The following is a 12,997-nucleotide window of genomic DNA, read 5'->3' as shown; positions in this document are numbered from 1 at the left end:
TTAACCCAAAAATTCGCGTTTAAAATACTCTTTTGGTGCTTTACATAAAGGACAGGCTGCTGGAGCTTTTTTACCACGATGTATATGTCCGCATACTTCACAAACCCATAATTCTTCTACTTCACTATTGAAAAATTCTTCTTCTTCGAGCATTTTTTTAAGTGCTAGATATTCTCTTTCGTGTTCAATTTCTACTTTACCAATAGCTGTAAATAATCTCGCTATAGCCTTTTTGCCTTCATCTTCAGCAATTTTTGCAAAATTTGGATACATAGTTGTGTGCTCATAGTTTTCACCTTCTGCAGCACTTACTAGGTTTTTTGTAGTTACTTCTAAAGGTTTGCCATCAACGATTTCATGATAAGCTTTAAATTCTGCTCTTGCATGCCATTTTTCATTTTCAGCTGCTTCTCTAAAATGTCTAGCAACCGCATGCCAACCTTCTTCTTCAGCTACATCAGCAAACAAATCATATTTGTTTCTTGCCATAGATTCGCCTGCAAAAGCTTTCATCAAATTTACTGCAGTTAAATCTGTAGTGATACATTTCATTTCTTCACCACAACAGCTAAGCTTACCGCCACCTACATTTTGAACTTCTACTTCATTACCACATTTTTGGCATTTATAGGTTTCATATTGTCTCATTTTGACTCCTTTTTTGATTATCAAAAAGCATTGTATTATAAAAAAATATTTTTGTCAATTAATAATTTTTATCATTTATGAAAATGTATATCAAAATAAATTTCACAAAAATTAAGCTTTGCTAAATATAATTTTAAAAAATTATTATCAGGAGTTACAATGAGAAGCGATGCGATAAAAAAAGGACATTTAAAAGCACCTAATCGTTCTTTACTTCGTGCTTGTGGTTTGAAAGATGAAGATTTTGATAAACCTTTTATAGGTGTAGCAAATAGCTATATAGACATAATCCCAGGGCATTATTTTTTAAATGATTATGCTAAAATCATTAAAGACGAGATACGCAAAAATGGTTGCGTGCCTTTTGAGTTTAATACCATAGGCGTAGATGATGGTATAGCTATGGGGCATGAAGGTATGCTTTATTCTTTACCAAGTCGTGAAATTATCGCAAATTCCATTGAAACAGTGATGAATGCTCATCAACTTGATGCTTTAATCTGTATCCCAAACTGCGATAAAATCACTCCTGGTATGTTAATGGGAGCTTTAAGGGTCAATGTTCCAACCATTTTTGTAAGCGGTGGCCCTATGGCTTCAGGAGTAACCAAAAAAGGAGAAAAGATCAGCCTTAGCTCTGTTTTTGAAGCTGTAGGGGCTTATGAAGCCAAAAAAATTAGCGAAGAAGAATTTAAAGACATAGAATGTTCAGCCTGTCCAAGCGGTGGATCTTGCTCGGGAATGTTTACAGCAAATTCTATGAATACCTTATGTGAAGCTATGGGTATAGCACTAGAAGGTAATGGAACCATCTTAGCCTTAAGCAAAGAAAGAGAAGAGCTTTTAAGAAAAGCAGCGCGTCGTATTTGTGAAATCGCCTTAGATGAGCGTTTTAAAATTCGCAATATCATCACTCAAAAAGCCGTGCGTAATGCTATAGTAGTAGATATGGCAATGGGTGGAAGTAGCAATACAGTTTTACATATGCTTGCCATTTCACGTGAAGCAGGGGTAGCGCTAGACATTAAAGATTTAAATTTCATCTCAAGCAAAGTCGCACACATAGCAAAAATAGCCCCATCACTAAATAGTGTTTATATGGATGATATCCACAAAGCAGGGGGTGTGAGTGCAGTTATGGCTGAAATTTCAAGCAGACAAGGACATATTTTAGAACTTGATGCACTGACTATCACAGGAGAAAGTCTCAAAGAACGCTTAAAAAATGCCAAAGTCAAAGATGAAAATATCATTCGCAAAGTAGATAATGCTTACTCAAAAGTAGGTGGACTTGCTATTTTGTTTGGAAATTTAGCTGAGCAAGGTTGTGTTATAAAAACCGCAGGAATAATCGGAGAAAGAAAATTTAAAGGCAAAGCTGTTTGTTTTAACTCTCAAGATGAAGCTATAAAAGGTATTATTAAAGGCAAGGTGCAAAAAGGAAATGTTTGTGTGATACGCTATGAAGGTCCAAAAGGGGGTCCTGGTATGCAAGAAATGTTAAGCCCTACTTCACTTTTAATGGGTATGGGTTTGGGCGCTGATGTAGCTTTAATCACCGATGGTCGTTTTAGTGGAGCTACAAGGGGTTTAAGCGTGGGTCATATTTCTCCTGAAGCAGCTGAAGGTGGTCTTATAGGACTTTTAAAAGATGGAGATGAAATAGAAATTGATGTAGATGCTTATACCATCCATGCAAATTTAAGTGAAGAAGAAATCACTCAACGCAAAAAAGAATTTGCATTGCCTCAAAAAGAGGTGCCTTCAAGATGGCTTAGAATGTATCAAAAACTTGTTAGCAATGCTAGTAAAGGTGCAGTTTTGGATATGGAATGAAAGGAAACCTTTCATTCTTCTATTTCTTTGGTTATACGATTTCTTATATCTCTACGAACTATTTCCATGCCCCACAGCCAAACAATATGTCCAAAAATTTCAGACAGGTGTTCATCAAAAGGAATTTCAGAAAGTGGTGGAACTTCTGCAATTAAAGGCATTACAATAACATGGGCAAAAAGATAAACAAAAAATCCAAAAACTGCACCTTGCCACATAGTAATGCGGTGCCATTTTTCCGCTATCATACAATAAGCCACTCCAAAAACAATAGAAAAACCAACATGCACTATAAAAATTGACAAAGGCATTTGCATACCTGAAAACATATAAGTCCAATCAGTAGGTAAGCCTAGTTGTTCTAGAAAAATTTTAGGTGGAGTAACACGTTCTAAAGCATCTGCTGGCCAAAAAACATTGGGATTTCTTGGAGGAAAAGGTACTTCCCAACCCCATTTAACAATAGCTCCGAAAATACCCGCTAATATACCTATAAAAAAGGCTAAAGTATAGCGCTTTTGAAAGTATTTTTTCATAATAACTCCTTTATATTTTATACAAAATAAAATTTGAATTTATAATATTTTTGTTTAAAATATATTGAAAATAGGAGCATAAAAATCTTATTTAAATTTTAAAATACTCTCTTAAACTTTCACAAATTTCAAAAAAATTTACCCCATCTATAGTAGGATTTTCTTTAAAAAACTCATGCATTCCTAAAAAACCACTTTCAAGTTCTTTAGACTTTACACCATAGCTTATACTAAGTCCTGCTTCTATAAAAGCAGCGATTTTATCACAGTATTTAAGCGCCTTACCATCTATAGCACCAAATTCATTTTCATTAAAAGAACTTAAACTTCCGCTGCAAAGTTCTATTTTAGCATTTTTATAGGTGCGATTTTCAAACTCATTTTTTACAAAATTTGACTCACCGTTTCTACCTTCTCTAATGCCTAAAATATAAGAAAATTCAGCCCTTAAACCCTCAGGTACAAAGGGTAAAATTCTTTCATTAATAAGTTTCATTTCATAATCATTTATAATATCATGAAGCCCATCAATGCCGTATTTTACAGGGCTTATAATATCACGCGTTAAAGACTCTGGCAAATCATGAAACAAAGCACAATAAAAATTATTCTCAAGTCTTTTATCGCAAGCCTTGATTTTTAGTGAGTAAAAATATCCTAAAATCGCCACCACAAGCATATGTCCTAAAACCGCAGTTTCTGGTATGCGTGGAGTTTGAGCCCAACGCTTTTGAAAGCGAAGTCTTCCGCTAAGATCGATGATTTTGGCTATTTTTTGATTTAAAGCGATTTTTCTAGCTCCTATAAGCTCATAGTAATCTTCTAATTCTTCTTCAACTTTGTTTTTAATCTCATCAATATCATTTAAAAAAGCTGAGGTTTGATAAACTATGTTAAATTCCCATCTTGTAGCAAAATACGAAGCTGCTTTTAAGATAAGCCTTTCTTTAGCGTAAGCATTGCCGTTTAAATACGCTTCAAAACGCTTTAAAAACTCTCCTTCTTCTATATCTTCTATCATAGGTTCGATTTTGCTTAAAACCCAAGCATTAACTTCAGCTTTTTTTTGACGCACGATTTCATGATACACATCAGGGCGTATATCGGTTACTACCACACGACTTAAAAACTCAAAAATTCCCCCTTCTATAATCACTCTCATATCCACATCTTTTTCCATTTTAGCGATGAAATATGCGATGATGAATTTATGAGCTTGTTTGTCAAGTTCAACCAAAGTTGCCATTCTTGGATAATCATTCCAACGACTGATAGAAGCGGCTTTAAAAATGTGTTCTATGAGTTTTATGCTTATCATGCTTTTGCCTTTTTTTGCAATTTAAATTTAAAAATTTTTGTTAAAATTGCGAAATTATAGCAAATTTAAGGATAAAAATGAGTAAAAAAGCGCTTTGTATCATAAGTGGCGGTATGGATAGCACTTTGTGTGCTTATCTAGCCAAAAAAGAAGGCTATGAAATCATCGCTTTGCATTTTGACTATGAACAACGTACCCAAGAGAAAGAAAGAGAATGTTTTAAGCAAATTTGCAAAACTTTAAAAGTAGAAAAATCTTATATTTTAGATGTGAGTTTTATCAAAGATATAGGGGGTAATGCCTTAACCGATAAAAGTATAGACATTCCTAAAAATGAGCTTTGTGTAAGCGATACTCCACCTATCACTTATGTGGCTTTTCGCAATGGAATTTTCTTAAGTATAGCAGGATCTTTGGCTGAAAAGGAAAATTGTGAGAGTATTTTTATAGGGGTGGTAGAAGAAGATGGCAGTGGTTATCCTGACTGTACTGATGAGTTTATACAAAAGGCACAAGAATTTATCAATGAAGGTACGAGTAAGAATTTTAAAGTTTATATAAAAACTCCACTTGTTAGACTGAACAAAGCTAAAATTGTAGAACTAGCTTTAAAAGAAAATGTGCCTTTAGAGCTTACTTGGTCTTGTTACGAGAGTGAAGATGAAGCTTGTGGGGAGTGCGATAGTTGTTTACTTCGTTTAAGAGGTTTTGAAAAAGCAGGATTTAAAGATAAGATCAAATATAAGTCCTAGTTTTCACTAGGACTTAAAGCTTAGTTTAGAGTATAAAGCTTGTTTGCTCCATCTTGATAAGAAAGAATGTTGATTTTTCCATCTTTAAAGAAAATGCTTCTAGCATTAGTGATAGAGCTTGGGAAAGCGATAGTTTTTACTACTTCTTCTTTAACTGGATCAATTACAGCAATCACATTGTGATTTTTGCTTAGTGCATAAATTTCTCCATCTTTAAAAGTCATAGAAGTTACATAAAGATCGCCTAAAGTTTTACCTTCTTTAAGATTTGCTTTTGGAGTAAATTCTCCTGAAAGAACACGATCTTTTAAAGAAACTTTAGAGATTACAAAAGTTTTAGCGTCTTTGTTGTTTGGAACAGTTGCAAGATAAAGATAATTTCCATCTGTAGTCATGCTTGCTACATGGTTAAATTTCGCTCTTACAGTATCAAGTCTTCCACGACCTAAACCTTCACCTTGGCCTTTAAATTTATCATTACCTTTTACAAAATCAGCGTATTGTTTAGCGATATCTTCTTCACTTGCATTAGGATTTTTTGCAAATCTTAAGAAAGATTTGTTTGAGCCCATAAGAATGAATTTATCGTTCATATAAGGTATAATACCAATAATTGGATCGATAGTAGCTGAAAAATAAGGATCAAGCTCAAAACCTTCTTTAACGCTAAAATTATTATCTAAGAAAGCCACATCCCATTTAGAACTTGCTACAAATTCATTGTTGATATAATCAAGAGTATTGATGGCTTTGTCAAAATTTATGGTTTGTTCATTTGTGATTTTAAGCTCATCATTGATTTTTGCAAATGGAGCATTGTTGATATCATTATCAAATTTTATGCCAAGTTTTTCACTTGCAGGTGCAAAAGCATAATCAGGAGCTTTAACATCGCGCTTTCCTAAGAAAGAAATATTTTGCCATAAACCATTCCAACCTTCTTTACTCCAAATGATGTATTTTGGATTTAAGCTAAATCTTACAGGATCGCCTTGTCCCACATAAGGAGGAATTCCTGTGCTTACAAAAGCTTGGAAAACATTTGAAGCTACTACAATCGCACTGATAACTACAGCTGCGAGAGAAAATTTCGTATATTTTCTAAATTTTTCTCCATTTAATTCTGCTTCAAAAGCATTAAATTTAGGAGCAAAAGCAAAAATCACACCTAAAAGCAATACAACAGCCCAAAATACCACTTCAGCCCAAAAATAAGTATGGATACCAAAAACTGCTAAACCAAAACCTTGATCTAAATCTCTATGAGCGTGATTGCCATAGTGAGCAAAAGATTGATAAAGGCCTACTGCTGTCATGATTAAAAGAGCAGCAAGGTATTTACCTTTCATACCATAACGAACAATGAAAAGCGCCATCACACCGATAAAGATCATTGCTTCTCTTTGTCCCCAGCAAAGTGTGCAGGGACTATCACCCAACATATAACCAAATACAAAATTTGCAATACCTACAGGTAAGAGTATGATCAAAAAGCCTGCTAAACACATTAGTGTGTAGAAATTTTTTGTTTTATTGATTTCGTTCATTTAGCCCTCCCTTACAGATTCATTATTGTTAATAGTGCGCCTGTTTTGTGGCCAACATAGAAAAAAACCATTAAAAGCCAAGCTACCATTACTAAACCAAAAGCCAAATTTTCTTTTTCTGGTTTTTTGATAATCAGTATCAAGGCGATTAAAACTAATAAAAGTTCAAGAAACTCCATAGTATCTCCTTATGAAATAAAAACCGTTAATTTTACTTTAAAAACATAAATTAAAGATAAATTTTTTATTAAAATTTCGTGTTAATTTAAATTAACACGAAAAAAGTTACTGAAAGCTACTTAATTTTTCAGAGAGTTTAGACGCACCATTTAGAACATTTTGAGAGATATTATTGATTTCGGATGATAAATCTTTAACAGAATTTGCAAGTTCATTAACCTTGTCTATGCTTGTTCCTAGGATAAGCATTTTATCTTTTACTTCCATGCTTTTATCTTTCATGGTTTGGGTTGATTCTATAGAGCTTTCTAGTTTATGCATAGAATTTACAAGTTCTTGTTGTAAATCATTGGTTTTTAAAGAGGTTTCTTTCATAGAATCATGGATAAGATCCATCAAGGCTTTGTTGTCATTGATTTGTTGGACTATAGCATTAACAGTAGCATTTATATTTAAAAGAGATTTACTTGTTTTATCGGCAAGTTGACCTACTTCATCAGCAACAACTGCAAAACCCCGTCCATGTTCGCCCGCTCTTGCAGCTTCAATAGCTGCATTCAAGGCAAGTAGATTGGTTTGATCGGCTATATCTCTAATAGAACTCGTAATTTCTATAATATTATCTGCACTTTGAGTTAGATTATCCATATTGGCTACTATATTTTGCTCTTTTTCATTATTTTCATTTATTAAATTTACAAGTTCAGATAGAGTAAGTTCTACCTTATCCATCAGTATGTGCATATCTTGCATATTTTCTATGCTTTCTTGTGCTAAATTTCCCGCAAGATTGATATGATCATCTAAGACATAGGTGATTTCTTTAACGCCTTGAATTTGTTCATGTTGTGAATTAGAACTGTTTTCAAGCATCATAGAGTTGTTTTTGAGCTTTTGTGAATTTTGATGACTTGATTTAGCATTTTCTATGGCTTCTATGATTGAGTTTTGAACGGTGGATATAAATGAATTAATATATTGAGCACTTTGTCCAAGTTCGCTTTTTGGATCTATATTTAAACGAGAGTGTAGATTGGCTTCTTTACTAGCTAAATTAGCGCTTAGTTTTTCTAAAGTATGAATTGGCATGATGACTTTTTTTAGTGTTAATAAAATAAAAAATACAAATAATACAAGAGTGATTCCAAATACTGTTAAAGCGATATAAAATTTAAATAAATTAGATTGTTCTACAGCATTTTGAGTGAAAGCGTTAAGTTGTTTTAACTCTTTCATAAGAGAATTATTCTCATAAATAGAAGAATTATCTTGCATAATAGAAATCTGTTTTACAATCATTTTATAGTGTTTTAGAAAAAGTTGTAAATTTTCACTTTTTGTATCGTTTTTGATTTCTTTCATAAGGCTGTTGAGTTGATTGAGTGTTGTTTTTTGCAAAATACTTTCAGTTGAAAGAACGCTTAACATAGAACTCATTGTTCTATAGTTGTTTTTATTTGTTTCATGGTTTTGTTCTAATTCTTCAAAATAATTTTTAGCTAATTCAAACAAATAAAGTTTTGAATTTACCGCTATGGAATTTGCGGATTTGAAATAATTAAGCTGGATTAGTTTGGCATTAAAAATTTCTTCCGCTTTGCTTATATCAATCCCAAAAGTTTTAAGTTTTTTAAAGTTTTCTTGCATTTTTTTTATTGCTTGAACACTTGGATCATAGTTAATAAAATTAAAACTATTTTGAAAAACGGAATTGATTTTTTCATCTGAAATTTGTAGCTGTTGAACTATGTTTATTAAGTCTTTATTATCTTTAGATGAGGAGTAGTTGTTAAAAATAATACCTAGCAAAACAAGAATAAAAGCTAAAACTAGCGTAGATAAAATAATAAATTTTATCAAAAATGAATTTTTTTTATTTGTCATGATATTCTCCTGTCAAGCTTTCTAGGAATGCAACTATATTATCAACTGTTTTTTGATCTAAAAATTTTCCTAGTTGATAGTAAGCCATAAACTGAACACAAGCATCTAAAGTAGGTATAGAACCATCATGAAAATAAGGCGCGGTTTTGGCTATATTTCTTAAACTAGGAACCTTAAATATCATTTTATCAGCTTCTCTTTTTGTGATTTCATAGCGTCCTAAATCTTCTTGATTTGGGTATTCTTCAAAAATACCGATTTTTTGAAACATATTTCCACCTATATTTTGACCTTGATGACAAGAAATGCAGCCATTAGCTTTAAAATCTTCATAACCTTTTTTAGCTTGAGCTGAAATAGCATTTTGATCTCCGCTAAGATAGCGATCAAAAGGAGAATTTGGAGTGATTAAGGTTTTTTCAAATTCTGCAACTGCAAGAGCTATGTTTTCTACCGTAACTTCTCCATAAAGTTTTTTAAAAGTTTTTACATAATCTTCATTAGAATTAACTTTTTGTAAAAGAAGTTCAGGACTTAGTCCCATTTCTTTTGGATTAAAAAAAGGCACTTTTGCTTGTTCTGCTAAATCTTTGGCTCTGCCATTCCAAAATTGCACAAAATTAAACACAGAATTAAAGGTTGTAGGAGTGTTAAAAGGTTTATCAAGTTGATTATCAACTCCTATTGAAAATTCAAGTCCATCAACGCCGTGTTGATCAAGCCTATGGCAGGTATTACATGAAACTTTTCCATCTTTGGATAAGCTTTTATCCATATAAAGACTTTTTCCAAGCTTAGCTTTTTCTTTATCATAAGGGATGGAATTTGGAATAGGGGTTATCATATCTACTGCAAAGACTATATTTGCATAAGATAAACATAAAATTATTATTATTTTTTTCATAATAAATTTCTACCTTAAGTTTAAATTTCTCAGAATGTCATTATACTTTAATTTTGGTAAATTGTTTAATATATTGATATTTTTTATTTAAAGTTTTTTTATTTTGTTGCAAAGTTCTCCTAAATTTTCTATGACACAACGTACTTTATCTCCTGATTTTAAAAAAGTAGGTGGATTTAACCCCATGCCCACTCCACTAGGAGTTCCCATAGATATAATACTTCCAGCTTTTAAAAGCATGCCCGCGCTAAGTTCTTCTAAGACATAAGCAATATCAAAAATAAACAATTGGGTGTTAGAGTTTTGGCGTAGTTCATCATTGACATAGCTTTGAAGTTGGAGTTTAGGAGGATAAGAAATTTCATCTACGCTTGTGATATAAGGTCCCATTATAGTGCTACCTTCAAGACTTTTTGCTCGGTAGAATTGTTTGTGGCGTTTTTGAAGTTCGCGAGCTGAAATTTCATTGATAATAGTATAGCCAAAGATATAATTTTTTGCATCTTTAGCTTTGATTTTATAAGCATCTTTACTTAAAATAAATGCAAGCTCACATTCATAATCAAGCTGAGAAGTTACATCTGCATGTAAAGGTATATCACCAAAAGGTGGCGTAGCTTGATTGCAGCGTTTTCCAAAATATACAGGATATTCTCTTTCTTCAAATTTTTCACCCTTAAATTTGGCAGATTCTTTGGCATGATCTAAAAAATTAATCCCAAGACATATAATATCTTGACGAGGTTCTATAATAGGAGCTAGATAATCTTCTTTTGGAATTTCATAGGCTATTTTAGAATCCAAGTCTGTAAGCTTGTGTTTAAATTTATCAAAATAGATAATAAATTCATTCATATCGTTAGTTTCAATGCCAAGATCAGCAAAACTTACAATTTTTCCACTAGAATTTAGTACTCCTAGATTGGGTTTTTGATCCTGTATAAAATTAACAAATTTCATTAAAAAATCTCGCTTTTTTATTTAATTATACTTAAAGTTTTAGCAAGAATTATTTTTTTGTTTTAAAATTTGGTAAAAAAGTGATTGATTGTAGCGTAGTGAAACATCATTTTATTTTATGGAATTGTTGAAAATTTCTTTTATGTTTATTTTTGAGTTGATATCAAAATTTTGATTTTTATATTGAAATTTCAAACGATAAGAATGTAAACACAAACGCAAGGCACCTGTAAGTTTTAAGCGTTCTTTAGGATTTAATTTTTCATCTAAAATGCTTTCGATTTGTTCTTTGCTAAGCCCATAAAGCGGATCTCCTAAAATGGTATGGTTTTTATAGTGCAAATGCACTCTTATTTGGTGTTGCCTGCCTGTTAAGGGTTTGCAAAGTAAAAGAGTAGCGTTGATTTTAGGAAAGTATTCTAAAATTTCAAATTCAGTGATAGCTTGTTTTCCTTCTTTGCAAATTTGCATTCTTGTTTTTACATCATCGTAGTTTTTAGTTAAATTTATAGCTTTATCAACTATAAAATTTTCTTCTATTTTTCCATGAGCTAGAGCAAGGTATTCTTTTTGAACTAGTTTTTTTTCAAATAAGCTTTTAAGATCAATTTGTGCTTTTTTATTTTTGGCTATAAGTATAAGTCCGCTCGTTTCTTTATCGAGCCTGTGTGTTACGCAAGCTTCTTTTCCCCAAAGATGCCAAATTTCATCACTAAGACTGTATTTGCAATGTCTACCATTTGGATGGCTTAAGATCCCACTTTCTTTTTCAAGTATGGCAAAGTCTTCATTTTCAAAGACAATTTCTATTCCTTTGGGGTTGTTTTCATAGACTATAAGCTCTACTAAACCATTTAAAATTTTATTCTTTTCTTCTACTAAAATTCCATCACAAAAAAGTCTTTTTTTGTCTATGAGTTTTTGTGCTTCATTTATGCTAATTTTTAAATTTTCCATAAGGACTTGAAACGCCTTTTTTCCATTATTTGAGAGTTTTATTTTTATGTAGGCCATTTAATAACTTTCTTAGGATAATTTGATATAATTTCCGTTTTTTAAAATATAAAATTATAGCTAAAAAGGTTTCAAAGATGGTTGAAAGATATAGCAGAGAAATCATGGCTAAAAAATGGGACATGCAAGCAAAATATGATGCGTGGTTAAAAGTAGAATTAGCTGCTGTAAAAGCTTGGAATAAACTCGGTCTCATTAATGACACAGACTGCGAAAAAATTCTTAAAAATGCAAAATTTGATATTGCAAGAATAGACGAAATAGAAAAAACCACAAAACACGATGTTATCGCTTTTCTTACAAGTGTAAGTGAAAGTTTGGGAGAAGAGAGTCGTTTTGTGCATTATGCAATGACAAGTTCTGATTGTATAGATACAGCTGTTGCTTTACAGATAAAAGAGAGTTTGGAGCTTATTTTAGAAGATGTTTCTTTGCTTTTAGAAGTGATCAAAAAGCGTGCTTTGGAGCATAAAAACACCTTAATGGTAGGAAGAAGTCATGGAATTCATGGAGAGCCTATCACTTTTGGTTTGGTGTTAGCTATTTGGTATGATGAAATTTTGCATGCAAAAGAGCTTTTAGAACATGCAAAAGAAGTGATAAGCTATGGAAAAATCAGCGGTGCAATGGGAAATTTTGCTCATGCACCTTTGGAATTTGAAGAAGAAGTTTGTAAAAATTTAGGTCTTAAAGCCGCTCCTGTTTCAAATCAGGTGATTCAAAGAGATCGTTACGCTCAAGTTATTTCTGCTATTGCGATTTTAGCTTCAAGTTGTGAGCAAATCGCTGTAGCCATAAGACATTTTCAAAGAACTGAAGTTTATGAGGCTGAAGAGTATTTTAGTGTAGGACAAAAGGGAAGTTCAGCTATGCCACATAAAAGAAATCCCGTTTTAAGTGAAAATATCACAGGGCTTTGTCGTGTGCTTAGATCTTTTGTAACTCCAGCTTTAGAAAATGTTGCACTTTGGCATGAAAGAGATATATCTCATTCTAGTGTCGAAAGATTTATTTTGCCTGATGCTTTTATCACGGCTGATTTTATGCTTATGCGTCTTACAAATATGATTGATAAGCTTTTGGTTTATCCTGAAAATATGATGAAAAATTTAAATCTTACAGGCGGGCTTGTATTTTCAGGGAGGGTGCTTTTAGAGCTTCCATTTAAAGGCATTAGTCGTGAAGAAGCTTATAAAATAGTTCAAAGAAATGCTATGAAAGTTTGGGCGGATTTGCAAAATGGCAAGGCTGCTATCAATGAAAAAAATGAAAGTTTGTTTTTGTTGGCACTTTTAGAGGATGAGGATTTAAGAAAAAGTTTGAGCGAAGAGGATGTAAGAAAATGTTTCGATTATAACTACTATATAAAAAATGTTGATGCAATTTTTAAAAGAACATTTAAATAAAAAGCAAGGAAG

The 12,997-nt window shown here is 32.2% G+C and carries 12 protein-coding genes; 3 read left to right on the top strand and 9 right to left on the bottom strand.

The features are described 5' to 3' along the window. Window positions 1-648 (bottom strand): ferritin family protein, encoded by a 648-nt coding sequence (locus AJ886_RS06490; RefSeq protein WP_002855562.1) that lies wholly within the window; start codon window positions 646-648, stop codon window positions 1-3. A 159-nt stretch (window positions 649-807) separates the two neighbouring features. Between AJ886_RS06490 and ilvD the strand changes: the two genes are divergently transcribed. Next, window positions 808-2,484: a dihydroxy-acid dehydratase gene (gene ilvD, locus AJ886_RS06485; protein WP_070276299.1), complete on the top strand. Its 1,677-nt coding sequence runs from the start codon at window positions 808-810 to the stop codon at window positions 2,482-2,484. Window positions 2,485-2,495: 11 nt separating this feature from the next. Here ilvD and AJ886_RS06480 read toward each other — a convergent pair whose 3' ends face one another. Then, window positions 2,496-3,020 (bottom strand): YagU family protein, encoded by a 525-nt coding sequence (locus AJ886_RS06480; RefSeq protein ID WP_002860860.1) that lies wholly within the window; start codon window positions 3,018-3,020, stop codon window positions 2,496-2,498. Window positions 3,021-3,111: 91 nt separating this feature from the next. Further along, window positions 3,112-4,338, bottom strand: coding sequence for an HD domain-containing protein (locus AJ886_RS06475; RefSeq protein ID WP_070276297.1), 1,227 nt, complete (start codon window positions 4,336-4,338; stop codon window positions 3,112-3,114). 77 nt (window positions 4,339-4,415) lie between these two features. On the opposite strand from AJ886_RS06475, the gene queC reads away from it, so the two are divergent. Further along, a complete protein-coding gene (gene queC, locus AJ886_RS06470; RefSeq protein ID WP_070287428.1) occupies window positions 4,416-5,090 on the top strand; it encodes a 7-cyano-7-deazaguanine synthase QueC in 675 nt (224 codons plus the stop codon). A 20-nt stretch (window positions 5,091-5,110) separates the two neighbouring features. Here the strand turns inward: queC and dsbI are convergent, their stop codons facing one another. From dsbI to AJ886_RS06440, 6 genes are all read right to left on the bottom strand, one after another. Continuing rightward, entirely contained in the window at window positions 5,111-6,637 is a 1,527-nt protein-coding gene (gene dsbI, locus AJ886_RS06465; RefSeq protein WP_070274830.1) for a disulfide bond formation protein DsbI, read from the bottom strand. A gap of 11 nt (window positions 6,638-6,648) precedes the next feature. Further along, window positions 6,649-6,816, bottom strand: a complete 168-nt coding sequence (gene dba, locus AJ886_RS06460) for a disulfide bond formation protein Dba (RefSeq protein ID WP_002779270.1) — start codon at window positions 6,814-6,816, stop codon at window positions 6,649-6,651. 106 nt (window positions 6,817-6,922) lie between these two features. Further along, on the bottom strand, window positions 6,923-8,701 hold the full coding sequence (locus AJ886_RS06455; protein ID WP_070287427.1) for a methyl-accepting chemotaxis protein: 1,779 nt from the start codon (window positions 8,699-8,701) through the stop codon (window positions 6,923-6,925). Further along, entirely contained in the window at window positions 8,691-9,605 is a 915-nt protein-coding gene (locus AJ886_RS06450) for a cytochrome-c peroxidase (protein ID WP_044778565.1), read from the bottom strand. The genes AJ886_RS06455 and AJ886_RS06450 overlap by 11 nt, the downstream gene beginning before the upstream one ends. Window positions 9,606-9,692: 87 nt before the next feature. After that, a complete protein-coding gene (locus AJ886_RS06445) occupies window positions 9,693-10,565 on the bottom strand; it encodes a fumarylacetoacetate hydrolase family protein (protein WP_002860866.1) in 873 nt (290 codons plus the stop codon). A gap of 111 nt (window positions 10,566-10,676) precedes the next feature. Next, window positions 10,677-11,579, bottom strand: coding sequence for an RluA family pseudouridine synthase (locus AJ886_RS06440; protein WP_070287426.1), 903 nt, complete (start codon window positions 11,577-11,579; stop codon window positions 10,677-10,679). A 77-nt stretch (window positions 11,580-11,656) separates the two neighbouring features. Here AJ886_RS06440 and purB point away from each other — a divergent pair, with 77 nt between their 5' ends. Beyond that, window positions 11,657-12,985, top strand: a complete 1,329-nt coding sequence (purB, locus tag AJ886_RS06435) for an adenylosuccinate lyase (RefSeq protein WP_070276294.1) — start codon at window positions 11,657-11,659, stop codon at window positions 12,983-12,985. Window positions 12,986-12,997 lie beyond the last annotated feature (12 nt).

Source organism: Campylobacter sp. BCW_6465, assembly GCF_001762815.1.
Classification (GTDB): Bacteria; Campylobacterota; Campylobacteria; order Campylobacterales; family Campylobacteraceae; genus Campylobacter_D; species Campylobacter_D jejuni.
This window is presented reverse-complemented; position numbering and strand designations above follow the sequence as displayed.

Excerpts from the sequence above, each read along its gene's own strand:
- AJ886_RS06455 (WP_070287427.1), bottom strand. The coding sequence starts at position 8,701 with ATGACAAATAAAAAAAATTCATTTTTGATAAAATTTATTATTTTATCT.
- dsbI (WP_070274830.1), bottom strand. The coding sequence starts at position 6,637 with ATGAACGAAATCAATAAAACAAAAAATTTCTACACACTAATGTGTTTA.
- queC (WP_070287428.1), top strand. The coding sequence starts at position 4,416 with ATGAGTAAAAAAGCGCTTTGTATCATAAGTGGCGGTATGGATAGCACT.
- ilvD (WP_070276299.1), top strand. The coding sequence starts at position 808 with ATGAGAAGCGATGCGATAAAAAAAGGACATTTAAAAGCACCTAATCGT.
- AJ886_RS06440 (WP_070287426.1), bottom strand. The coding sequence starts at position 11,579 with ATGGCCTACATAAAAATAAAACTCTCAAATAATGGAAAAAAGGCGTTT.
- AJ886_RS06475 (WP_070276297.1), bottom strand. The coding sequence starts at position 4,338 with ATGATAAGCATAAAACTCATAGAACACATTTTTAAAGCCGCTTCTATC.
- AJ886_RS06450 (WP_044778565.1), bottom strand. The coding sequence starts at position 9,605 with ATGAAAAAAATAATAATAATTTTATGTTTATCTTATGCAAATATAGTC.
- AJ886_RS06445 (WP_002860866.1), bottom strand. The coding sequence starts at position 10,565 with ATGAAATTTGTTAATTTTATACAGGATCAAAAACCCAATCTAGGAGTA.
- AJ886_RS06490 (WP_002855562.1), bottom strand. The coding sequence starts at position 648 with ATGAGACAATATGAAACCTATAAATGCCAAAAATGTGGTAATGAAGTA.
- purB (WP_070276294.1), top strand. The coding sequence starts at position 11,657 with ATGGTTGAAAGATATAGCAGAGAAATCATGGCTAAAAAATGGGACATG.
- AJ886_RS06480 (WP_002860860.1), bottom strand. The coding sequence starts at position 3,020 with ATGAAAAAATACTTTCAAAAGCGCTATACTTTAGCCTTTTTTATAGGT.
- dba (WP_002779270.1), bottom strand. The coding sequence starts at position 6,816 with ATGGAGTTTCTTGAACTTTTATTAGTTTTAATCGCCTTGATACTGATT.